General features: G+C 52.4%; 25 protein-coding genes. 20 read left to right on the forward strand and 5 right to left on the reverse strand.

What is annotated here, in order from left to right; translation table 11 throughout:
• Positions 1 to 68: 68 nt before the first annotated feature.
• Entirely contained in the window at positions 69 to 1172 is a 1104-nt protein-coding gene (locus P40081_RS13520) for a glycosyltransferase family 4 protein (protein ID WP_063779794.1), read from the reverse strand.
• A gap of 277 nt (positions 1173 to 1449) precedes the next feature.
• Positions 1450 to 2286 (reverse strand): sugar phosphate isomerase/epimerase family protein, encoded by an 837-nt coding sequence (locus P40081_RS13525; RefSeq protein ID WP_042136091.1) that lies wholly within the window; start codon positions 2284 to 2286, stop codon positions 1450 to 1452.
• Positions 2287 to 2385: 99 nt separating this feature from the next.
• Between P40081_RS13525 and P40081_RS13530 the strand changes: the two genes are divergently transcribed.
• Positions 2386 to 3345, forward strand: a complete 960-nt coding sequence (locus P40081_RS13530; RefSeq protein ID WP_042136093.1) for an acetylxylan esterase — start codon at positions 2386 to 2388, stop codon at positions 3343 to 3345.
• A 116-nt stretch (positions 3346 to 3461) separates the two neighbouring features.
• Positions 3462 to 3836, forward strand: coding sequence for a YkvA family protein (locus P40081_RS13535; protein WP_042136095.1), 375 nt, complete (start codon positions 3462 to 3464; stop codon positions 3834 to 3836).
• Positions 3837 to 3881: 45 nt separating this feature from the next.
• Here P40081_RS13535 and P40081_RS13540 read toward each other — a convergent pair whose 3' ends face one another.
• On the reverse strand, positions 3882 to 4283 hold the full coding sequence (locus P40081_RS13540; RefSeq protein WP_042136096.1) for a winged helix-turn-helix transcriptional regulator: 402 nt from the start codon (positions 4281 to 4283) through the stop codon (positions 3882 to 3884).
• A gap of 149 nt (positions 4284 to 4432) precedes the next feature.
• Between P40081_RS13540 and P40081_RS13545 the strand changes: the two genes are divergently transcribed.
• The 3 genes from P40081_RS13545 to P40081_RS13555 all read left to right on the forward strand — a co-directional run bounded on the left by P40081_RS13545 (position 4433) and on the right by P40081_RS13555 (position 6445).
• Entirely contained in the window at positions 4433 to 5119 is a 687-nt protein-coding gene (locus tag P40081_RS13545; protein WP_042136098.1) for an NAD(P)H-dependent oxidoreductase, read from the forward strand.
• A gap of 223 nt (positions 5120 to 5342) precedes the next feature.
• On the forward strand, positions 5343 to 5759 hold the full coding sequence (locus P40081_RS13550; protein ID WP_042136100.1) for a CidA/LrgA family protein: 417 nt from the start codon (positions 5343 to 5345) through the stop codon (positions 5757 to 5759).
• Positions 5756 to 6445: an LrgB family protein gene (locus P40081_RS13555; protein WP_039297246.1), complete on the forward strand. Its 690-nt coding sequence runs from the start codon at positions 5756 to 5758 to the stop codon at positions 6443 to 6445. Before P40081_RS13550 ends, P40081_RS13555 begins: the two co-directional genes overlap by 4 nt.
• A 9-nt stretch (positions 6446 to 6454) precedes the next feature.
• On the opposite strand, the gene arfA is transcribed toward P40081_RS13555, so the two are convergent.
• On the reverse strand, positions 6455 to 7963 hold the full coding sequence (gene arfA / locus P40081_RS13560) for an arabinosylfuranosidase ArfA (RefSeq protein WP_042136102.1): 1509 nt from the start codon (positions 7961 to 7963) through the stop codon (positions 6455 to 6457).
• Between the two features lie 162 nt (positions 7964 to 8125).
• On the opposite strand from arfA, the gene P40081_RS13565 reads away from it, so the two are divergent.
• The 9 genes from P40081_RS13565 (at position 8126) to P40081_RS13605 (ending at position 14310) form a co-directional block, all read left to right on the forward strand.
• Positions 8126 to 9028, forward strand: a complete 903-nt coding sequence (locus P40081_RS13565; RefSeq protein ID WP_042136103.1) for an ArsR/SmtB family transcription factor — start codon at positions 8126 to 8128, stop codon at positions 9026 to 9028.
• 117 nt (positions 9029 to 9145) lie between these two features.
• Complete coding sequence (locus P40081_RS13570; protein WP_042136106.1) at positions 9146 to 9688, forward strand: hypothetical protein; 543 nt, start codon at positions 9146 to 9148, stop codon at positions 9686 to 9688.
• A gap of 90 nt (positions 9689 to 9778) precedes the next feature.
• The gene (locus P40081_RS38985; protein ID WP_179093583.1) at positions 9779 to 9952 is read left to right on the forward strand and encodes a hypothetical protein; all 174 of its coding nucleotides are present in this window, start codon (positions 9779 to 9781) and stop codon (positions 9950 to 9952) included.
• 255 nt (positions 9953 to 10207) lie between these two features.
• On the forward strand, positions 10208 to 10396 hold the full coding sequence (locus P40081_RS13575) for a hypothetical protein (protein ID WP_039297241.1): 189 nt from the start codon (positions 10208 to 10210) through the stop codon (positions 10394 to 10396).
• A 522-nt stretch (positions 10397 to 10918) separates the two neighbouring features.
• A complete protein-coding gene (locus P40081_RS13580) occupies positions 10919 to 11503 on the forward strand; it encodes a putative ABC transporter permease (RefSeq protein WP_042136108.1) in 585 nt (194 codons plus the stop codon).
• 440 nt (positions 11504 to 11943) lie between these two features.
• Entirely contained in the window at positions 11944 to 12402 is a 459-nt protein-coding gene (locus P40081_RS13590; protein ID WP_042136110.1) for a DUF4362 domain-containing protein, read from the forward strand.
• Between the two features lie 53 nt (positions 12403 to 12455).
• Complete coding sequence (locus P40081_RS13595; protein WP_042136111.1) at positions 12456 to 12932, forward strand: NUDIX domain-containing protein; 477 nt, start codon at positions 12456 to 12458, stop codon at positions 12930 to 12932.
• A 75-nt stretch (positions 12933 to 13007) separates the two neighbouring features.
• Complete coding sequence (locus P40081_RS13600) at positions 13008 to 13397, forward strand: ribosomal maturation YjgA family protein (RefSeq protein ID WP_231575349.1); 390 nt, start codon at positions 13008 to 13010, stop codon at positions 13395 to 13397.
• A gap of 121 nt (positions 13398 to 13518) precedes the next feature.
• Positions 13519 to 14310 (forward strand): lipid II flippase Amj family protein, encoded by a 792-nt coding sequence (locus P40081_RS13605; protein ID WP_039297192.1) that lies wholly within the window; start codon positions 13519 to 13521, stop codon positions 14308 to 14310.
• Positions 14311 to 14324: 14 nt separating this feature from the next.
• Here the strand turns inward: P40081_RS13605 and P40081_RS13610 are convergent, their stop codons facing one another.
• Positions 14325 to 15113, reverse strand: coding sequence for a hypothetical protein (locus P40081_RS13610; RefSeq protein ID WP_042136114.1), 789 nt, complete (start codon positions 15111 to 15113; stop codon positions 14325 to 14327).
• 301 nt (positions 15114 to 15414) lie between these two features.
• On the opposite strand from P40081_RS13610, the gene P40081_RS13615 reads away from it, so the two are divergent.
• From P40081_RS13615 to P40081_RS13640, 6 genes are read left to right on the forward strand one after another with little or no spacing between them, the layout of a single operon-like run.
• On the forward strand, positions 15415 to 16416 hold the full coding sequence (locus tag P40081_RS13615; protein WP_042136116.1) for a beta-ketoacyl-ACP synthase III: 1002 nt from the start codon (positions 15415 to 15417) through the stop codon (positions 16414 to 16416).
• Entirely contained in the window at positions 16406 to 17617 is a 1212-nt protein-coding gene (locus P40081_RS13620) for an ATP-grasp domain-containing protein (RefSeq protein ID WP_042136118.1), read from the forward strand. The genes P40081_RS13615 and P40081_RS13620 overlap by 11 nt, the downstream gene beginning before the upstream one ends.
• Positions 17614 to 18606, forward strand: a complete 993-nt coding sequence (locus tag P40081_RS13625) for an NAD-dependent epimerase/dehydratase family protein (protein ID WP_042136120.1) — start codon at positions 17614 to 17616, stop codon at positions 18604 to 18606. The genes P40081_RS13620 and P40081_RS13625 overlap by 4 nt, the downstream gene beginning before the upstream one ends.
• Positions 18603 to 19457: an MBL fold metallo-hydrolase gene (locus tag P40081_RS13630; RefSeq protein ID WP_042136122.1), complete on the forward strand. Its 855-nt coding sequence runs from the start codon at positions 18603 to 18605 to the stop codon at positions 19455 to 19457. Before P40081_RS13625 ends, P40081_RS13630 begins: the two co-directional genes overlap by 4 nt.
• Positions 19458 to 19462: 5 nt before the next feature.
• Positions 19463 to 20770: a F390 synthetase-related protein gene (locus P40081_RS13635; protein ID WP_231575415.1), complete on the forward strand. Its 1308-nt coding sequence runs from the start codon at positions 19463 to 19465 to the stop codon at positions 20768 to 20770.
• A complete protein-coding gene (locus tag P40081_RS13640) occupies positions 20767 to 21918 on the forward strand; it encodes a GNAT family N-acetyltransferase (protein WP_042136125.1) in 1152 nt (383 codons plus the stop codon). Before P40081_RS13635 ends, P40081_RS13640 begins: the two co-directional genes overlap by 4 nt.
• Positions 21919 to 21943: the final 25 nt, after the last annotated feature.

A 21943-nucleotide genomic window follows, 5' to 3' on the forward strand; every position in this document is an offset into this window, starting at 1 on the left:
ACAGAAGAGGTCCAACTCATGTGCTTCCAAGTTGGGCCTGTTTCTGTATTTCCGTGTCCGGAGCAGGATTACTTCCTGCGCAATCTGAAGCCGCCTAGTCTTTGCAGAAGCGCTGATTTGGGCGGAGTGTTTACTGGATTTCCAGTCAGGAAGCCAAGCGCGGTCTGCTCCATAATCCTGACACTGTTCTCCCAGGTCCAGGCCCGGGAATCGGCTTCCCCCCGGGAGGCAAGGCGGACACGGAGCGCAGGGTCCTGAATCAGCCGGATGACATCCTCCGCAATCCGGTTCTCGTACCGGTAGGACAGCAGGCAGTTCTCTTCGTGGCGGGCATATTCCAGATTCCCTCCCGAGTATACGGACACAAGCGCAGCACCGCAGCGCATGGCCTCAAGGCCCGGCAAAGATCCGGTATCGAAAATACTGGAGCTGACAAAAATATCGGCCCCGTTATAGTGATAGCAGAGTTCATCATCATTCAGGGGCGTGAAAAAGCGGTATTTGCCGCTGGCCTTCATTTTTTGCAGTGAATCCGAACTGTAGAACTCATCCGGCGGACTGATGAAATTGATATTTACCCCCGGAACATTATGCTTCACGATATCAAGCTGCTTCACCAGATAATCCTGTTCACGGTGCCAGGAGAAGCCGTTCTCCACTTTGCGCAGGATGGCGGTAATGTTCAGCGGCTCCTGAAGCTTGTGGCGGATATGCATATTTTGAAAAGAGGAGCTGATCCCTACAGGCACAATGCTTCCGCTAATGCCGTGACCAAGCTCAATTAACTCCTGCTGCCACTGGGACAGAACAATCAGCTTATCGGTGGTATGATAGGAGGGAAAGGATACCTCATTCTGCGGCAGAAACAGCGGTTCGTAACACAGGGACAGGCGGATATGGATGCCCTTGCCATTCTGGCTTGCAGCCTGTGATACCGGAACCGTTGTATAAAAATTCGAAACGATAATATCGCTGACCGGGAAATCGGATTCACGGAGCAGCGTATAATCGGTAATCAGCAGAGTGGAATGGACTTCATAAGAAACATCGCCTCCAAGCGGCATGAGGATCACCACCTGATGCCCTCTGGCAGTAAGACCATTCGTGAGCTCCACGAGCATGCGTTGTGCCCCGCCATGGCATAAGGTAAGAATGGGGAAAGTGAATCTCATGTATGATCCCTTCCTTTCTGGCTCGAGAATCGCTTGCGAACCTGCGGTATGTATACTATTTTATTCAGCAGTTAGCGAAAAGTACCGGATATACGGCGTATTTGCAGCAAATGGGGGTTATGGAGTGAGGCTCAGGAATGGAGGGCTACAGCTGGAGTATATAAAAAATACTGGCCGGTACAGCAGAGGGATCACCCCTGACATACCGGCCGGATTGTAGCGCTGCCAAAGTCACTGCAGGAGGATGAAGCACGTCTCCTGAACTGGCAGCTTATGATTAGTGGCGCAGATTGCGCAGCAGGGTAACAGTGTCCTTAATATCTATGCCAGTTACTTCTTCCAGCGAAACGTCGATCATCGGCTTGTGTGCCTCCAGCTTGTTCAGGAACTCTGTGGTGTGGAACAGCCCTTGCCCTGAAGCGCCATGGCGGATCCGGGTTCCGTCCTTATAGATATCCTTGAGATGGGCCAGAATGATCCGGTCGCCGAACAGGCTGAATGCACTGTCTACGATCTCATCCTGCAGATGCACCTCTTCGCCAATCAGGTTGCAAGGGTCCAGTACCACACCGATGGAGCTGGAAGGAACCTCGTCGAGGATACGGCGCATTTTGGCCGGAGAGGACAGCGTATGGGTGCAGACTCCTTCAAGCGCCAGGAATACACCCCATTTCTCGGCTTCCTCTGCCAGCTCCTCGACCGTTGCCTTGAGGGCGTCCCAGCCGATTTCTTCATACCGGTAAGGATCGAATTCCTGAAAAGTCGTCAATGCGCCGGTCTCTGTAGCGACCATAGGTGCACCGAACTGGCGGGCATAACGCAAATGCTCCTTGAAACGGTCAATCTCTACCCGCCGGATGGCAGGATCGGGATGAATGGGGTTGATATAGCAGCCAAGTACGCCAATGCGGATGCCGGCTTTGTCGAACTGCTCACCGATATAGGAGGCCAGGCCGGGGCTCAGCTTGCCGGGAGACAGATCGATATCCTGAATGGCTTTGGCCAGGGCGAGCTGTACGAAGTCAATATCGTAGGTCTGTAGAGTGGCGGTCAATTCTTTGAGCGGCAGGCAGCCCGCTGTATGTGCCAAGGTTCCGTAACGAATGAATAACATCTCCTTTGGAATTCTATGGATTTATATTTATAATATTAAATGCGCTTACAGTGTCTTGCAATGATAAAGAAGTTTATGAGAAACAGGAGGAACCGATGAATGAATGCTATTGAGCAACGCAAACAGGAGCTTGAGAATTGCCGTCCAGAGCCTACGCTGGACCCGGAAACGATTGACGAATTCTGGAATGATCTGCTCGCCGAAGATGAGGAACTGCCGCTGGATGTTACCATAATCCCTGAAGAAACTCCATATCCGGGCATGGAGGTTAGCAAAGTAAGCTATACAGGTTATGGGGAAACGACCATCCATGCCTGGTACATCCGGCCTGCTGCTGACACAAGTGTGCAGAGAGATCTGCCGTGTATTGTTACGTTTCCCGGTTACACCGGCGACCGGGGGTATCCGGAACGGTATGCTCACTTTCTAATGCTTGGCTATGCTGTGCTCGCCGTGGATGTGCGTGGACAACTGGGAGAGACCGGCAATCTGCTGCCGCAGGAAGAAGGTATAGTCAGAGGCTGGATCACCCAGGGGCTGCTGGAGAAGGAACGTTCCTATTATGTGGCTGTAGCGATAGATACGGTTCGTGCCATTGAGACCGCAGCACAGCTGCCTGGTGTTGATCCCGAGCGTATTGGCATCACCGGTGGGAGCCAGGGAGGCGGGATTGCGCTGTTGGCCGGGGCACTGAGCCGCCGGGTTGCTGCAGTGGCTGCAGACATTCCGAATCTCTGCCGCCTGGACTTCGGAGTGCTGAATTCAACCAGCTCTCTCACAGAGATTGCCGATTACCTGAAGCGCTATCCGGAGCATCTGGAGCGGGTGCTGCAGAACCTGGCTTATTTCGATATTGTTAATCTGGCGCACCGGTTCACCGTACCAGTTCTGATGTCCGCAGGCTGGAAGGATACTGTGTGCATGCCGGAGACCATCTATGCTGCCTATAACCGTATCGGGTCACCCAAGCAGATGATGGATTATCCGTTCTCCGGGCATGAGGTCAGCGAATATCAGCGCAGGCAGACGGTACTCTTTTTCCGGGAGCATCTGGGTTAAAAGATTAATTACCGGAAGGCTGATTAGCGGCGGGTGTTTGGTGTAAAGGTTATAATGAAGCTGCTAAGCTGTTGTCAGAATGCGAGGGCAGTCTAAGGAATGGGAGGGAATGGCAGATGAATAAGGATGGAGACAAGCTTCCCGCGGAACTGGTCGTGGAGAATTTCGAATACAGCCAGAAGAATGAGCAACTGGTGAAGAAGAGCTTCTGGAGCAAAACGAGGAAAGCGGCGGGCAAAATCCCGTTCACCAAAGATGCGGTTGCCATGTATTACTGCGCCATTGATGCCAAAACCCCGTTATGGGCCAAAGGCATAGCATTCGGCGCGCTGGCCTATTTCATTTCACCCATTGACGCGATTCCTGATGCGCTGATCGGACTCGGTTTCACGGATGATGCAGCGGTCATTGCCGCAGGCATCCGGGCGATTGCCGGACAGGTGAAGGAGGAGCATAAGCAGAAGGCCGAGAATTTTTTTGAACAACCGTGAGGTAACGGTACAAAAAAAGTGCAGCGGGTTGCTGCACCGGATTCATTATGCTTCGTCCTCTAAATGTCCATTTCCAGGAGGGCAGCGGTCTGCGGATTGCTGCTTCGCCTGGTATTCTGTGCCCCAATCCCTCATCAGCTTAATGATCGGAATCAGCGTCCGGCCAAATTCGGTCAGCGAATATTCAACCTTCGGCGGAACCTGATGATACACCTCGCGGTGAACCACGCCATCCTCCTCCAGCTCACGGAGCTGAAGTGTCAGCATACGCTGCGTGATGCCGGGACAGATCCGGCGGAACTCGTTGAAGCGTTTCGTTGAATCCATCATATGGTATAAAAGCACACCCTTCCACTTGCCTCCGATGACGTCGAGGGTGAATTCAACAGGACAAGCGGCGCCCTGGCCGTCCGGACAAGCTCCGAAACCGCCTTTACGGTCACGCATAACCGAACACGCTCCTTAAGTATCATTTTGTATACTACATAACAAAAATGTGCGTACTTCACGAATGGTTATCTATCCACTACTATAAGCATGTGAGCAGGATAACGTCAATTCCAACCTGAAGGATACACTGAAAGGGAGTATGTGAAATGGATACTACAGTAAAAGAAACCGCAACAACCAAGCAGGAAATTCTGGCCGCCTATGCATACAGACACGCTACCAAGGTATTCGACAGCAGCAGAAAGATCAGCGATGAGGATTTCGGGTTCATCCTGGAAACAGGCCGCCTGTCACCAAGCTCCTTCGGCTTCGAGCCCTGGAAATTCGTTATTGTCCAGAGTATGGACATCCGTGAGAAGCTGCTTCCTTATGCCTGGGGTGCACAGAAGCAGCTGCCGACAGCAAGCCATTTCATGCTGATTCTCGCAAGACTGCCGCGTGATATGGCTGCGGATTCGGAGTATATTCAGGGCATAATGCGGGATGTGCAGAGTCTGCCGCCGGAGGTTGCCGAGGGTAAGCGGAAGGTCTATGATGTGTTCCTGAAATCCGATTTCGGACTGGAAGGCAATGAGCGGGCGATATTTGAATGGGGTGCACGGCAGACCTATCTGGCTCTGGGGAATATGATGACTGCTGCGGCGCAGATTGGCATCGACTCCTGTCCGATTGAAGGCTTCGACAAGGCAAAGATCGAGCAGGTGCTGACTGAGGAAGGGATAATGGACCCGGCACATTTCGGAATTGCCTGCATGGCGGCCTTTGGTTACCGGGTTAATGAGCCGCGCGGCAAAACCCGTCAAACGGCCGGTCAGGTGGTTCAGTGGGTCTAAACGCAGCCGCGTCAGCAATTTAGGCGAAGTGTGAGCCAATTAAAAACAGATGCCATCCTTATAAGGGCGGCATCTGTTTTTTTGACGAGTTATGAAAATACATAGAAGCTTCGAAAAAAGTTTGAAAACTTGCTGAAAATTCTGCTACTCTTAATAAGTCAGCTTGTTACTTGTAACAGGCTGCTTGTGACCGCCATTTCAAGATTGAAGGGATTCCTGCAATATGAAAATCATCCGCGTTATCGCTGAAGTCTGCTTGCTGTATGTGTTCTTCCTGGCAGGAGATTACTTGCAAAAGCTGCTGCATCTGCCGGTTCCGGGCAGTATCGTAGGGCTGTTGCTGCTATTCGCCCTGCTGCTGCTCAGGATTGTTCCGGTGAAGCTGATCGAGAACGGCTCATCCTTTATTCTGGCTTATCTTCCCATGTTCTTCATCCCGGCAACCGCAGGCATTATGAACCATCTGGATATCTTCAGCGGAAGAGGGCTTCTCCTGATTGGCATTCTGGTGGTCAGCAGTGTACTGACCATGGTCGTCACGGCACATTCCAGCCAGTGGATTGCCAGCCGCAGCGCCAAAAGGCTGATACGCCGGACGTATCGTGCCCGCAGCCTGCAAGGGAAGGGGAAGGAAGCATGAGAATTCTGCTGGCCGTTGGTTTTGTCCTGATGAATGTTCTCATCTATCTCTTCATGTCCATGTTATACAAGCGCTACCGTCTTCCTGTCCTGCTGCCGGCACTGACCGCAACGTTCACTGTAGTCGTGCTGCTCATGGGCTTCCATATCTCTTATGAGACTTATATGATCGGCGGCGACTGGATTAACCGTCTGCTTGGACCGGCGGTTGTATCCCTGGCCTATCCGCTGTACAAACAGCGGCATGTGCTGTGGAAGAATCTCCCGGCCGTTCTTGGCGGAACGGTGACCGGACTGCTCGTCGGAATGTTCAGCGGTCTGCTGCTGGCAGCCGGACTCGGCTTCTCCAAGCTGTATGTGCTCTCCATCCTGCCCAAATCAATCACAACCGCTGTAGCCATCCAGATCTCCAGCAATCTGGGCGGAGATTCCTCGCTTACCTCCGTATTCGTAATGATCGCCGGATTCACGGGGGCCATCGGCGGGCCGTATATTATTAAGCTGTTCAGAATCCGCGGCGAGTCCGGCATCGGCATCGGCCTGGGAACAGCTTCCCACGCCCTTGGCACAGCCAAAGCCCTGGAGTACGGTGAGCAGTCGGTGTCCATGAGCTCTGTGGCCATGACGGTATGCGCCATTGTCGGCTCCATTGCCGGACCGTTTGTTGCCTGGATCATGTACCATTAATGCAAGGTATTACCCGTTGACACGCAGCCGGATAACATTCCACGAAGCTGCCGGAAGCAGGGCGCTTACCCGGCCGCCGTCAGCGGCCGCCGTTCCGCGGTTATGCGGGAGCACATTCGCCGGGTTCGAGCGGGTGTTCGCCGCTTGGAGATCCTCATGCTCAAGGATGGTATGCTGAATCACCTCAACGGCACCGAAGCTGCGCAGATCGACGGTCAGCTCCATACCTTCGCCCAGATGACGGTTGACAGCAAAGACGGTAACCTCGTTCACCTCTTCGTTAAATACACTGACCGCTTCCAGATAAGGGACGTCGGTGAAATCCCGGGAATCATATTTCGGACTGGTAATCAGCGGGTGCAGCACCGTTCCCCGGCCATAGATTGAAGCGTGCATGTAAGGATAATACGTGGTCTGCAGCCAGAGGGGCCCCCCGTTCTCAGTCATAATAGGGGCAATGACATTGATCAGCTGGGCAATGCAGGCCATCTTCACCCGGTCCGCATGCTTCAGCAGGCTGATCAGGCAACAGCCTACCACAAGTGCATCCTCAAGGTTATAGACATCCTCGAACTCCGGCGGGGCAATTTCCCAATGCTGCTGCGCGCGGCTGGTCCCCTGCGTTTTCCACACATTCCATTCGTCCAGAGACAGATAAATCTTTTTCTTGCTTTTCTTCTTAGCCTTGATATAATCACATACTGCTGCTACGCTGTCGATGAACTGGTCCATATCGAGTGAGCGTGCCAGGAAATTGGCCGTGTCTCCATCATTATTGTTGTAATAGGTATGCAGGGAGAGGAAATCTACGTTATCGTAAGTGAGATCCAGCACGGTTGCTTCCCATTCGGCAAAAGTATTCATGGAGCTGCCCGAGCTGCCGCAGGCGACAAGCTCCAGGGTAGGGTCAACCCAGCGCATGGCTTTGGCGGTTTCATTCGCGAGTCTGCCGTATTCGACGGCTGTTTTGGCTCCGATCTGCCACGGGCCGTCCATTTCGTTGCCCAGGCACCAGGTGCGGAAATTGTGGGGAGCCTGATACCCGTGGGAGATCCGCAAATCGCTCCAGTAGGAACCGGAAGGGTGGTTGCAGTATTCCACGAGGTTCCTTGCGGCATCGATCCCGCGGGTGCCCAGATTGACCGCCATCATGACCTCTGAACCGGCCTGCTTGGCCCAATCGGCAAATTCATTGGTACCCATCTGGTTCGTCTCAGTAGTCCACCAGGCTAATTCAAGAGAGCGCTTACGGCTCTCCTTGGGACCTACGCCGTCTTCCCAGTTATAACCCGAGACAAAGTTACCTCCGGGATAACGGATGATTGGCACGCGGAGAGCCCGGATGGCCTGCAGGGCATCACCCCGAAAACCGTTAGCGTCTGCGGTTGGATGTCCCGGCTCATATATTCCGCCATAAACGGCCCGGCCCAGATGCTCGATGAATGATCCGTACAGTCTCGGGTCTACCTCGGCCAGCTTGAAGTCCTTGTCGACAATCATCTTGGATTGAATGCTCATTGTGTTAAGCTCCTTTTGTAGTGAAGTCGTATTACGATTAATGAAAATATTAATCTAGTATCCTGTATTATGATTACATCATACGAATTACAGCGTCTACTAAGCAATGAAAATATTTAGGATTAATAAAAATGCTAATTCAAAGAGTGCGGAGGTTAGAGGATGTATTTAACAACGGATTCCGAATCGCTAAAGGTATATGAAGCATTAGCCAGTGAAGTGCGGCTGCGGATTATTGATCTGCTCAGCGCGCGGGAGATGCATATCAAGGAAATCGCTGCCCGGCTGTATCTAAGCAGCGCCATTGTCAGCTCCCACGTAGCCAAGCTCCAGAAGGCAGGCATCGTCAGCTCCCAAATGAAGCGGATTGACGGCGGCACGTATAAATACTGCTCGCTTTCCGCTAATTTTCTGCAGATTAAATTGTCTGGAGCCAAAGGCATTGCCCGGAAGGTGGTTGAGGTCTCCGTGCCGGTAGGGCATTATACCGATCTTCAGGCTTCACCGACCTGTGGCATTGCCACCACCGAGAAGCTGATCGGATATTATGATGATCCGCGTTATTTCCTGGACCCGGAGCGGGTTGATGCCGGAATTCTCTGGTTCGCCAAAGGCTATGCCGAATATAAGGTGCCGAACTATCTGTTCATGGACCAGACGGTACAGGAGATTGAGATTTCGATGGAGGTCGGCTCGGAAGCGCCGCATGTCAATGAGAAATGGCCTTCAGACATTGCGTTTACGATGAACGGAATTCCGCTTGGCAAATGGACCAGTCCCGGTGATTTCGGTGTGCAGCGCGGAAGGCTGACTCCGGCCTGGTGGAATTCCGATGTGAACCAGTATGGGTTGCTGAAGGTGCTGAGGATTAATGCAGGGGGAACTTACATAGACGGCCAGCAGATTTCTGCAGTCACCATTGATGAAGTAGGCTGGCAGCAGGACCAGTGGAGCTTCAGGTTAACTGCAGAAGACACCACCCGAAGGCGGGGCGGTTTAACCTTGTTCGGACGCGGGTTCGGGAATTACGAGCAGGATATTGTTTTTCGCGTGTATTACGAATAGTGAAACTGTATGGATGAAGAGTATGCTGAGTGATAAAATATCTTGCCCGCCGCAAAGAGCTTATTTATTGTTAAATAATGGTCTTTGCGAAGCTTTTTACAGGGGATGTGTGCCGGTTTGAGACAATTGCTCTACGGCTGTATTGCTGTATTTATTCTGGCAGGAATTATTGCTTACGGCTTCCTGAGTGCACCCAAGGTGGTCCGGCTGGACCGGGAAATGCAGGTAACCGCCTATAAGCTGCAGGATGCGGGTTATGAGAAGACAGTAACTGTAACACTGAAAGGTGCTTATGCCGAAAAAACCCGGTCCTACACCGGCAAGCTTGCTGTTAACGGGGTTCAGTATGAATACTGTGAGTTGAATTCGGAGCTGGGGTTCATGATCTGTGCCCTGGAGGCCGCGCGGGGTGAAATTAAAGTATTGGGTCAGGTATTTGCAGATTCCGGCAGTATGGCATGGAGTCTTGCCCTGCAGAAGGGGGAGAAGGCACCCGGTTATGCTAGTAACAGCTTCTACTATGCAATTTACGGGGAAGATGATCCTGGTGATGACAGCATCATTCTCAGCTATCCGGCAGAAGACAGGAACTCAGCGATTCAGCAGTATGAGTCCCTGCAATCAGTCTGGCAGGATCAGTGGGAGCGCCGTGTGAAATAACCTCCAGCCAAAATGTTTGCAAAACAGGTCAACGGGTAACTATAACTAAGTAGTTCAAAACCTGCACAGCTTGCATAAGGAGGAGTTCAGATGCCAGATCATATCGAGAATGAAGCAGACATCCGCAACAAAGAGAATAAAGACGGTGATTCACTCGCGGAACGCAAAAAGATGGAAAATGGTGTGGACATTGAACCGGAAGCCGATGACTGGGTTGCCAAACCGGCAGAATCCGCTCATCCCGACCCGCTTCCGAAGAATTAGAGCGTCAAATACATTGCGCATGGATGCAGCAGACTGTTCCTAAGGGACAGTCTTTTTTCACATTGGTAGGACGCTCTCCTTACGAGGAGGGTATCGGGTTTTTGATTGTTTACGCTTATGTACATGGGCATATTGAGCTTGGTTTAGTAAATACTGTATACTATAGAGAAGTACAACCTCATCACGTCTTGATTCTCCAGATCATCGCAGGTTTACAGGTCTCAGGCAATTCAAATTGCAGGGAGGAAACCTAGTATGCGTAGTCGGAACGAGAACGGCCGGTATCGGCAAAAGCGCGGTGATGCCCTGACAGGCAACCTCGAGAAGAAGTACGGATCGAGCTTCGGTGTGCGAAGCGACATGAAGCTGGAAACGCTGAGAAGCCAGCGTGAGGAAGGTCCGCCCTTAATGCAGATGCAGAGAGAACAGCAGCACAAGGAATGAACCCTGAAGGCTAGTGTGGTCGTTATTCGGCCCTAAATCATTAACTCCTATAAAAGACTGCAGTTCCTAACCGGAACCCTGCAGCTTTTTCTTTGTATAGGAAATTACGATATTCGTCAGTTGTGGATAAGCTTCTCTGGAAATTGTAGCAGGTCCGTCTGAAGGAGGCAGGAGGAAATTAAAGGGATAAATCCCTCTGATTCCGCTGAAAGCGGGAGGCAGGAGGAAATTAAAGGGATAAATCCCTCTGAATCAGCTGAAAGTGGGCGCAGGCAGGAATAAGGGGCAAAAGTGCCCCTGATTTTACCGGAGGCTACCCCAAACAAAGCAGTCAGAAAAGAGCAATGTGAGATGGCTTATAATCTACATTAGCTGTAAGGCTGCATAGCACGGGCTGATTCACCCGTTAGGGTAATTTTGTTCGTGTGAGGACCGCCAGAAATTACCGTCATAACCTCCGTTTCCCGGAGGCATACTAGCTTCCATTAGTGAATACTGGGGCTGGAGGCGGGAGCGAACACGATGACAACGGTACTCTTGCAAGATAGTTATAATGCACTGGCAGCTATAAGTCCGTATTTGTTCTATTTCACCGTATATTCTTTCCTCGGCTGGGTGCTTGAAGGCAGTTATAACCTCTACAGCGCAGGCACCTTCCGCAAAGAAGGCTTCTTGAAGGGTCCGTTCAAACCCATGTACGGCTGTGCGCCGCTGCTGCTGCTGACGGGACAGGGTATTGGGCTTCCGCTTCCTGTATTCCTGATGCTTGCCCTGATTGTTCCGTCGGCTGTTGAGTTTGTCAGCGGCTGGCTGCTCAAGGGTATTTTTCGTAAGCAGTGGTGGGATTATTCGGGAATGCCATATCAGCTGCAGGGACATATCTGCCTGAAATTCTCGCTGTACTGGTGGGGGTTGTCTATTGCCTGTATCTATGGTTTGCAGCCGCTGGTTCATTTCCTGTATCTGCATGTTGAGCAGGTATGGACACCGGTGATTCCGCTGGCTATGCTGCTATTCTCGGCAGATCTGCTGTGGACTTTCCGTACCCGTCGGCGCGGGCTGAGGGAGCTGGATCCTACGGAGCAGCTGGAGCTTGGTGAGGGATAATTAGTCTAGGGGATGTTTGTGTTAATAGGTCAGCCAGAGCAATTTGGTTGGCCTATTTCTGTTGAGGATGAAAAAGAACTCACTCTTATCTGTTCTTAAGTCCCTTTAAGGTTTGATCATATTCATTCATAACCTGAAACAGGTAGTCCATGAATTCTATACTAATGCCGGCGGGTAATGAGGACTTCGTGTTTGTTTTGATTACAATCTTACGTTCCATTTCAGTCACCTTTTTCCTCGTCAGATTGATTTGATTTTTTTAGCTGTTAAAGCAATCATACGATAACCTTAAGACTTAAGAAATATTTATATCCAAAAATATAGGAAGTGGACTGCGTTATGGATCTGTTCGGATTACGCACAGACAAGGAATATCTTACAACCGTGTCAAATATAAGAGGTATACGGGTTGCCTAATATACCCCGGAGCGGGAGGGAATATGAAGAAATTCAAGAAATACTATCCGGCTATTATCATTCTGGAAGCGCTGATCATAGTTTTACTCTCAGGGTTATGGATACGGGAAATCAATAAGCCAGTCCCTCTAGCCAGGGATCAGCGTAACTTGATTACGCATTTTGATCAGCTGGATTTGGACAGAATTAGAGAAATGATACATAGATTTAAGGAAGGCAAGGGAGATAATCTTACCATGCTCCGGTGGGGTGTCGATAGCGGACCGTTTATTCATGATGTATATGATGACGGTAAGGTGGTGCACTGGACGGTGGATAGCAGCCGGGATGGGGCCGGGTACAATGGGAAAATAGAATATGTATGCAAAGCGGTCCGGATAGCCGATAGCGGAGATTTCTACAAGGTAGAGCTGTCTGATTGTGAGAATCAGCCGAAGGACTTCAAGGTTAATCCGGTTTCTTTTCGCAAGGATGAGCTTTAGGCCAGAATGAAGGGTTATAATAAAATGCTAAATCAATCTTAGGAGGAATCTTCATGCCAATGTCTGAATATTACCGGGAGCTGCGCGGCAATACCGGCAACGGGTTATTAATGATGCCGTCAGTAGCGGCGGTAGTGCGGGACGAACAAGGCAGAATTCTGCTGATCCGCAAGAAAGATGAAACGCTGTGGGGGCTGCCCGCAGGGGCGGTCGAACCTGAAGAAACACCATCCAGAGCACTCCGCAGAGAGGTGTTCGAAGAGACCGGCCTGATGGTTACACCGGAACAGATCATCGGCGTATTTGGCGGCGGGAAATACAGATATGAATATATAAATGGTGATCAGGTGGAGTACACGGTGATTGTGTTTGAATGCGTCATCGTCAAAGGACATCTGAGAAGTATGGATGGGGAGGCGGAAGAACTGGAGTTCTTCAAGGAAGATGAACTGCCTGAGTTAGCCATCCCGTATCCCCCAAAGCTGTTTCTGAGCGATGCCGCTGATACACGGAAAGTTATTTTTGAGTAGAGCACTGCCATTTAAGCAAAATGAAGATATTGTTCCTATAGGATTCAGCAGTTTCAATACAAAGGAGTAATTCCATTGCATAATCCGGTAATAAGATCCAAACTGATCTACTGCGGCGCAGTAATGCTCGCTGTTATGCTGGGCCTTGGGACCAGAGCATACGCTGACCAGCTGCCGCGCTTTGTCAGCGGACATTTTGGGGATGCGATCTGGGCAGGGATGATATATCTTGCCTTCCGGGTGCTGTTGACCCGGTATCCGCTAAAGGTGTCGCTTATACTCAGCCTGTGCTTCAGCTTCGGGATTGAGTTCAGCCAGCTCTATCAGGCAGAATGGATTATACATGTACGCTCGACAACAGCAGGCGGACTGATTCTGGGCCAGGGCTTCCTCTGGATTGATCTGGTCCGGTACACGGCCGGAATTCTGTTCTGCTATGTAATTGACCAAATCTTACAAAATTGATTCTGGAATATACAGGAGGAAGAATATATATTAAGTGAGGCGATGCCGGTATGTAATAATTTGGAATGAGACTGCCGGTAATCAGCCGAACGCTGCCTGATTTGGAGATGAGTAACTGCAAATGACGAACAGTTTAATCGTGGTATGCCTGCTGACCTTGATCATTCACACTGCTGAGACGTTATCGTATTCGGTACGGTTTGCCGGAGTGAAGCTGAATAAGATTGCCATCGCCTTATCCCTGACCGGTATCATTGTGCTGGTCTCCAGAACGGCTAATATGGTACAGGCTCCTTTAACCGCCAAATTCGTAGACTATGGCAAAATAGATGACAGCTTTCCGCTGCTCAACTATCTGCGGATTATTATGCTGGCTTCTTCACTGGGCACATTAATAGCCATCGCCTTGTTTCCTACCTTCGTAGGGCTGTTCGGAAGAATCATCTCCAAGCTTGAGATTGAAGGCTCCATTCCGAAGCTCCTGACCAGCGTAACCGTCGGCCAGCTCAAGAATACGCGGAAATATATCCGCAGGCCGAAGGTAAGGCTGCGCAGCTTCCGTTATCTGGGTATTCCAAAACGGTTCATTGTGATGAATATATTCGTTACGGCCTTCTATACCGTTGGGGTGTTATCCTCCATGTATGCAGCCAAACTAATGCCTGACTTAAGCACAACTGCATCCCAGGCTTCGGGTCTGATAAACGGGTTAGCGACGATACTGCTGACAGTGTTCATCGACCCGCAGCTCGGAATCATTACCCATAAGGCGACTGAAAATGTGGAATACCGTGATCAGCTGGGCAAAATCTATGTTCTGCTGATGGGCTCACGCTTTCTGGGATCACTGCTGGGTCAAGCACTGCTTGTTCCGGGAGCCTACATCATTTGCTGGCTGGTGAAGCTGCTCTGATTCTGCGGGACAAGTTACTTCGGCAGCTTCAATTCTGCGGAACGGAGTGCTGTACTGATCTGCTGTTCCCAGCTGTACATACGTCCGGTCATTGTCCGGATCTCACCCATTTTGCTGTAAGACAGCTTCATCGCAGCCGCGGCATTGGTGGCATCTCCCGCCTTGACGGCGGCTTTGTAGCGTTTGTCAGCTTCGCTTCTTTCGGCTTGCATGGCTGAGTACAACTTGTTCTGGGCGGTGATCTGTTTCTTGAGATTTGCAATGGGTGCAAGGGCATCCTTAGCAGGCTTATTTCTTGCAGCAGCAAGCGACTTGGCTTCTGCTAGTGCAGAGGTTGTGACCTTTACCTCAGCCCGCGCTGCAATTGCGGCCGGCTTAAGCTTATTGCGCTTGATCTCAAGGAGCGTGGCGCTCTTCAGGTTATTGGCCTTGCGCGCAGCTGCCGCCTGTTTACCAAGTGAAGTGTATTGCTCCAGCACTGGGGCATGCTTCTTCTGCATGGCTTCGGCTGCAGCACGCAGCTTGGCAAGCTGGGCGGCATCTGTGGATTGCAGCTTGGCATTAACCGCTGTGAGCGCCGTATTATTCTGCTTGCGCAGCTCCTGATTCCGCTGAATTTCCGACTTTAACACTACTTGCAGTTCCGTATAAGCCGAATAAAGATTGTGAATCTCTTCAAGTGCTGAATCCCAGTCTGAAGCAGCAGAAACCTGAGGGGCAACACCAGGCCAAAGTGTCAGCAGGATCAGCATAACCGTGATTCTCTTTACAAACTCGCTGGTAAAACGGTTCAATTTCAACATTCCATTCCGCTCCTGTCATCATTAATTTGCCAATACAACACCATAGGACACAAAGAAGCACCTCCAAGAAAGGCATGAACTGCCGATCCTGCGAGGTGCTTCTCCCGCTTAGCGTGTGTTATTGTTTATTTACTATAACCCTGAAGGAATGGATAGTCAAGGAAAATGAAGAACGTTAGTTCTTATTTGTGTTATGCTTCTTTTTATATGACTTGGCCAGGAAATCTAGTAGAATATATCTATAGTTTACAATAATATATAAAGTTCGACATCTAGGTACTCATAGGATAGGGGATGCAGGATGCAACTTAGACATGTAAAAATAAAAGGTACAGGCAAATATCTGCCGGAACGCGAGATTAGTGACGCGGAGCTTGATCTTGTCCTTGGCACACCTGCGGGCTGGGTTAATAAAATTACCGGAGTAGGCGTCCGTCACTATGCCGGTGAAGGTGAAACTGCTTCTATGATGGGGGCAAAAGCTGCGGAAGCAGCATTGGCCGATGCAGGCTTAAGCTTTGAGGACATCGATTGTCTGGTCTGTACAAGCGGGACCAAGGAGCAGCCGCTTCCGAGTACGGCAGTATTTATTCAGCAGGCGATGGGACAGGCAGATTCCGGCGTTCCGGCTTTTGATATCGATGCGACCTGCCTGAGTTTTCTGGTAGGTCTTGATGTTATGTCATATATGGTTGAAGCGGGAAGATACAGGAATGTACTGCTGGTTGCTACAGAAATAGCATCGGCAGGGCTCAACTGGGAGGATAAGGAGAGCTCGGCACTGTTTGGTGACGGGGCGGCGGCAGTCGTTATTGGTCCTACAGAAGCCGGTGATGCCTCAGGGATTCTTCATGCTTCACTCAAAACCTACAGCAGCGGCGCGCGTTATTCGGAAATCGCCGGGGGCGGCACAAGGCTGCATGCCCAGAAATTCACTGCGGAGAATGCGGTGCCTTATTTATTCCATATGGACGGGCAGGCCATCTTCCGCAAGGCTTCGAAGCTGCTTCCGGATTTCATCAGTGAAATGCTTACAGCTACGGGTAATCAGATGAGTGACTTCCGTCTGGTCATTCCTCATCAGGGCAGTGCCATGGCTATGCGGCTGCTGCGCAAGAAGCTGGGAATTGCCGAGGACCGGTTCCTCGACAATACAGCAGGACATGGCAATACCATTGCGGCATCCATACCGATGGGACTGCATGAAGCGATAGGGCAGGGCCGGATTACACGCGGAGACCGGATTATGCTGATTGGTACAGCGGCAGGGTTGTCTTTGGGAGGCATGATTATTGATTATTGATCAGAATATTCTGATTACCGGCGGACGCGCCCCGGTAGCCCTGGAGCTGGCCAGGCTGTTCAAGGCAGCAGGCCACCGGGTCTTCGTTGCGGAAAGCGCAGAGTATCATCTGTGCCGGGTGTCCTCCGCTGTCGAGGCCAGCTTCCTTGTGCCTTCTCCCCGGCATCAGCCACAGGCTTATATTCAGCGGCTCGCCGGATTAACGGAGGAACTGAATATTAACTGTCTGATTCCCACCTGCGAAGAGATATTCTATATCGCTGCTGGACTTGAGCATATAACCGACTGCCGGGTGCTTGCTCCCTGCCGTGAGATCCTGGCGCGGCTGCATCACAAGGGGGAGTTCATTGACTGGGTCCGCTCTCTTGGATTTGCCGTCCCGGAGACTACCCTAATTAGCAGCGCTGCCGAGTGGCACCGGACCCAAGAGATTGCTGCGGCGGAAGGTAAACAGCAGGTCTATAAACCGGCCTTTTCCCGGTTTGCCTCTAAAGTGATCCTGCCTGGTAACGGTGATGACGCAGGGTCCCGGAGCCAGAAGCAGCGACAAATCCCCCCTCCGTCCGGTATTTCCGCTGCTGCACCCTGGGTGGCACAGCAGTATATCAAGGGCAAGGCAGTCTGTACTTACAGTATCGTGTATGAAGGCTCGGTAGTAGCGCATGCAGCGTATGACAGCAGGTACCGGACGGGCCGGAGCGGTGCGAGTGTATATTTCGAGCATCTTGACCACCCAGCGGCACAGGAATGGGTGCAGCGGTTTGCCGGAGTTATTGGCTTCAGCGGCCAGATCGGGTTTGATTTTATAGAGTCGGAGGATGGAATTCTGTATCCGATTGAATGCAATCCGCGTGCGACCAGCGGGATTCATCTGTTCACCCCGGAGGAAGGGCTAACTGAGGCTCTGCTGAACCCCGGTATGCTTGTGCAGACCGGAGAGGTATTGATTCCGCGCTCAGGCCGAAGAGCTATGCTGACTCTGCCCATGCTCGGCTGCGGACTGAAGCCGGGGCGCGGGGGCTGGAGCAATTGGCGACGGGCATTGCGCGGGGCAGAAGATGTAATCTGCCGGAAGGATGACCAGCGTCCTTTCCGCGAGCAGTTCCGTGTGGTCTATGCCGCACAGAAGACTGCCTGGCGGCACCGGATTTCAATTACAGAAGCGCTGACAGAAGATATAGAATGGAATGGTGAAGGATGACAAAAGCACTGGTGACAGGGGCGACCGGCTTTCTGGGGCAGCATACCGTACGCAGACTGGTTAAGCTGGGCTGGGAGGTCTACGGGCAGGGACGGAATCCTGAGCTTGGGAGACGGCTTGAGAAGGAAGGAGCGGTATTCCTTCCCGGGGACCTGCGGAATGCTGAAACGGCAGACCGTGCCTGTCAGGGGATGGATTTCGTATTCCACTGTGCGGCGTTGTCTTCGCCTTGGGGGAAATACCGGGACTTCTATGCATGCAATGTGGAAGCGACAGGCCATATTGCCGAGGGATGCAAGCGGCAGGGTGTAGGGCGGCTGATTCATATCTCTACACCAAGCGTGTATTCCAGCCAGCGTCACCGCTTCGGAATCCGGGAGAGTGACCCGCTGCCCGGGAAGCCGGCCAATGCTTATGCCGCGACGAAGCTTATGGCCGAGCGGGTAGTGGAGCAGGCAGCAGGGCACGGGCTTACAGCATTTATGCTCCGGCCGAGAGCGATCTTCGGCCCGATGGACAATGCCCTCTTCCCGCGGCTGCTTGCGGCTAATGAGACCAAGGGTGTTCCGCTGATGAACGACGGAACGGCAAGAATTGATCTTACCTGTGTGGAGAACGTAATCGATGCCATGCTGCTCTGCTGTGAAGCCCCGCACTCTGCCTCCGGGCGGGCCTATAACATTACCAACGGTGAGCCGGTCATGTTCAGGGACCTGATGACCAGCTTGTTCTCCCTGCTTGATATTCCTCTGCATACCAGGCGGCTGCCGTATGCTGCCGCTTATGCCGCAGCAGGGATGATGGAGGGTGTCCACAGGCTGCTGCCTTTCCTGGGAGAACCGCTGCTCACCCGTTATTCGGCAGCCGCGCTGGGAATCTCCCAGACACTGGATATTTCGGAGGCCCGGGAGCAGCTTGGCTATCACCCGCGCGTGACCTTAGACGAAGGTCTTCGTAACTTCGCAGAATGGTGGAGGGAACAGCAATGATTACAGAGATACCGGTTGGATTATCTATATTGTCTGCGGGATATTGCCTGCATCCTGAACTGCTGACACTGCGGGGAGGTTCGCTTAAGCCCGCCCGTTTTCCGGCAGGCTATGCCTTGATCCGGCATCCGCAGCATGGCCCAATCCTGTTCGATACGGGCTATAGTGCCCGGTTCTTTCAGGAAACAGCGCGTATGCCGGCTTCGCTCTACCGCCGGATCACGCCAGTAGTGTATACAGATGAAGAGAGTGCTGCGCGGCGGCTCCAGGAAGGCGGGATTGCTCCGGAGGATGTTCGTTATGTTGTGCTGTCTCATTTCCATGCCGATCATATCGGCGGGGTGCAGGATTTCCCGCAGGCGAAGTTTATCTATTTGCGTAAATCCTACGATGCCGTAAGCAGACTGGGTCCGGTCCGGGCAACGAAGGCAGGATTTCTGCCGGGACTGCTGCCGGAGGACTTCAACGTCCGTTCGTTGCCCGTAGATGAGTATTCGGCTATGCGCCAGCTGCCGGAAGGGCTTCCGTTCACGGAGGCGTATGATCTGCTTGGAGACGGAAGCCTGCTGGCGGTGGAGATGTCAGGCCATGCCGCCGGCATGATTGGCTTGTTCGTCTCCACCGGGGAACATGATTATCTGCTCTGCGCGGATACGGTCTGGTCCAGCCGGGCGTTCCGGGAGAACCGCAAGCCGCATCCGGCAGCCGGCCTGATCATGTCCAGCCGCGCGGAGTACAAACAGAATTTTGAACGGCTGCGCCAGATCCATGAGCGGTTTCCGGATATCCGGATCGTACCGAGCCATTGCCGCGAGGCGCTTGCGCTCTGGGGAACGGGAAGTGTGAAATGAAGCGGATGAGGCTAGTCATTACACATTATATTCTCACCAAATGGGGCCGGCGCTGGAAGAACCGAGCAGAGCTGGAGCAGTGGCAGGAGCTGCGCATCCGGCGCCATGTGGACAAGGTAAGGGAGAGCTCACGGTTCTACAGGGAGCTGTGGGGAGGCATTCCGGCGGCTGAATGGCGGAAGTTTCCTGTGATTGAGAAGTCACTGATGATGGGGAATTTCGATGACCTGAATACAGCGGGTATCACGAAGGAACAGGCGTTTGCTGAAGCCTATGAAGCGGAGAACAGCAGGGATTTCAAGCCTACCCTTCAAGGCGTCACTGTTGGTTTGTCCTCAGGAACCTCGGGCAGCCGGGGGATCTTCCTCGTCGGAGAAGACGAACAGGCAGCCTGGACCGGCACCGTGCTGGCCAAGCTTTTGCCCGGGGGACTGTGGAGACGTGCGCGGATTGCCTTTTTCCTGCGGGCAAACAGCAATTTGTATGAATCCGTGGAGCAGGGCCGGCTGCAGTTCCAGTACTTCGATCTGCTGGAGCCGCTTCCGCAGCTCATGGCCCGGATGGAGCAGTACCGCCCGGATATCTGGATCGCACCGCCTTCCATGCTGAGACTGTTAGCCGAAGCACGGCAGTCAGGCAGCCTGAATCTGCAGCCGCGCAGAATCATCGCTGTCGCGGAAGTGCTGGACCCGCTGGACCGGGAGCATATTGAGCGTACTTTCGGACAGAAGGTGCATCAGGCTTATCAATGCACCGAGGGCTTTCTTGGCGCTACCTGCAGTCATGGGACACTGCATCTCAATGAGGACATCGTACATATTGAAAAGGAAGTACTTGATGAGGCATCCCGGCGGTTCATACCGGTCGTGACCGATTTCTCCAGATCCGTCCAGCCTATAGTCCGCTACCGGCTGAATGATATTCTGACCGAAGCGGCTGAGCCTTGTCCCTGCGGTTCACTGTTTACAGCGATCGAGCGGATTGAAGGCCGTTGTGATGATATCCTGTATCTGCCGCATGTTTCAGACGGCCAAATGGTCACGGTGTTTCCGGATTTCATCACCCGGGCAGTACTGGCAGCCTCTGCAGATATTGAGCATTACCGCGTTATCCAGCATAGCTTGCTTGAGCTGGAGATCTCGTACCGCACACGGCCGGGCAGCACGGAAGATACGGAGCCGCTGATTGCCGGCGAGCTGTCACGTCTGTTCGCTCGGCTGTCCTGTATTCCTCCGCAGCTGAAATTCAGAGCGTACAGCTTCACTCCCGGCAGGCAGAAGCTGCGCCGGGTGGAGAGGGGCTGGAAGCTGTGAACAGCAGAGTAATTCAATATGACCGCCATTCGGTGGATCAGCTGGAATGGCCGGATACAGAATATGGGCGGTATGCCCGCGCGTATATTACTCCGCTGCTGGAACGGGATACGGAATATTATATCTCCAACGTCCATACCATCGTTAAGGTGCTGACAGTGGACGGGATCCCGGTTCCGGTTACGGTCAACGATGGCAATTATGATAATTCATATGTGTGTTCCCCCTATACGCATTATGTCAGTTATGCGCGCGAGGAGCTTGCTCTGCTGAACAACCGGATGCTTGAAGGCGCATTATCCATCATGCTGGGGGGAATGGGCTGGCTGCTGAGACAAGGACGGTTCAACCGGGTGATTCAGGTTAATAACTGGCTGCTGTCCACCAATCTGTATCCTGCGCTCAGCGCCAGTCAGCTGACGGAATTGCTGGAGTATCTCCGTCACGCCTATCCCGGCTATACGATTATGTACCGCTCGCTCAGTATAGAAACTTCAGGAGACCTCATCGGCAGTCTGCGCGGGTACGGCTGCAAGCTGGTGCCAAGCCGGCAGATTTACCTGCTGCAGCAGAACAGCACCGGCTCCAAAGCCAGATGGCTCGTTAAACGCGACCATAGTCTGCTGGCCAAACACGGGTACACCGAAGTATCCCCGGCTGAAATTAAACCAGAGGATATTAACCGGATTGTGGAGCTGTATAGGCTGCTGTACATTGACAAGTATTCGGCGTATAACCCGCAGTTTACAGAAGCTTTCATTGCCTTGGCACTGGAGCGGGGGACGCTGCAGATCTACGGGCTGCGGCATGAACAGGAAGGAAGGCTGGATGCGGTACTTGGCTTCTATGAGCGGGATGGCGCAATGACAGCGCCGCTCTTCGGCTATGACACAGCTCTGCCCCAGTCTGTCGGACTCTACCGTATGCTGTCTGCCGTTCTGATCGGGCTTGCCGGAAGCCGCGGTCTACTGCTGCATGAGAGCTCTGGTGTAGGCCAGTTCAAACGCAATCGGGGAGCGGTGGGGGCCATAGAATATTCTGCCGTGTACGACCAGGACACTTCCTGGCTGAACCGCTGCGGCTGGTCATTTCTGGAGCAGGTGCTCCGGCGGATCGGCATGCCGCTGATTCAGAAGCTGAAGCTGTAGTCTGGATCAACAAATCGTAGGAGGC

The sequence above is a fragment of the Paenibacillus sp. FSL P4-0081 genome (assembly GCF_000758565.1).
Lineage (GTDB): Bacteria > Bacillota > Bacilli > Paenibacillales > Paenibacillaceae > Paenibacillus_AQ > Paenibacillus_AQ phytohabitans.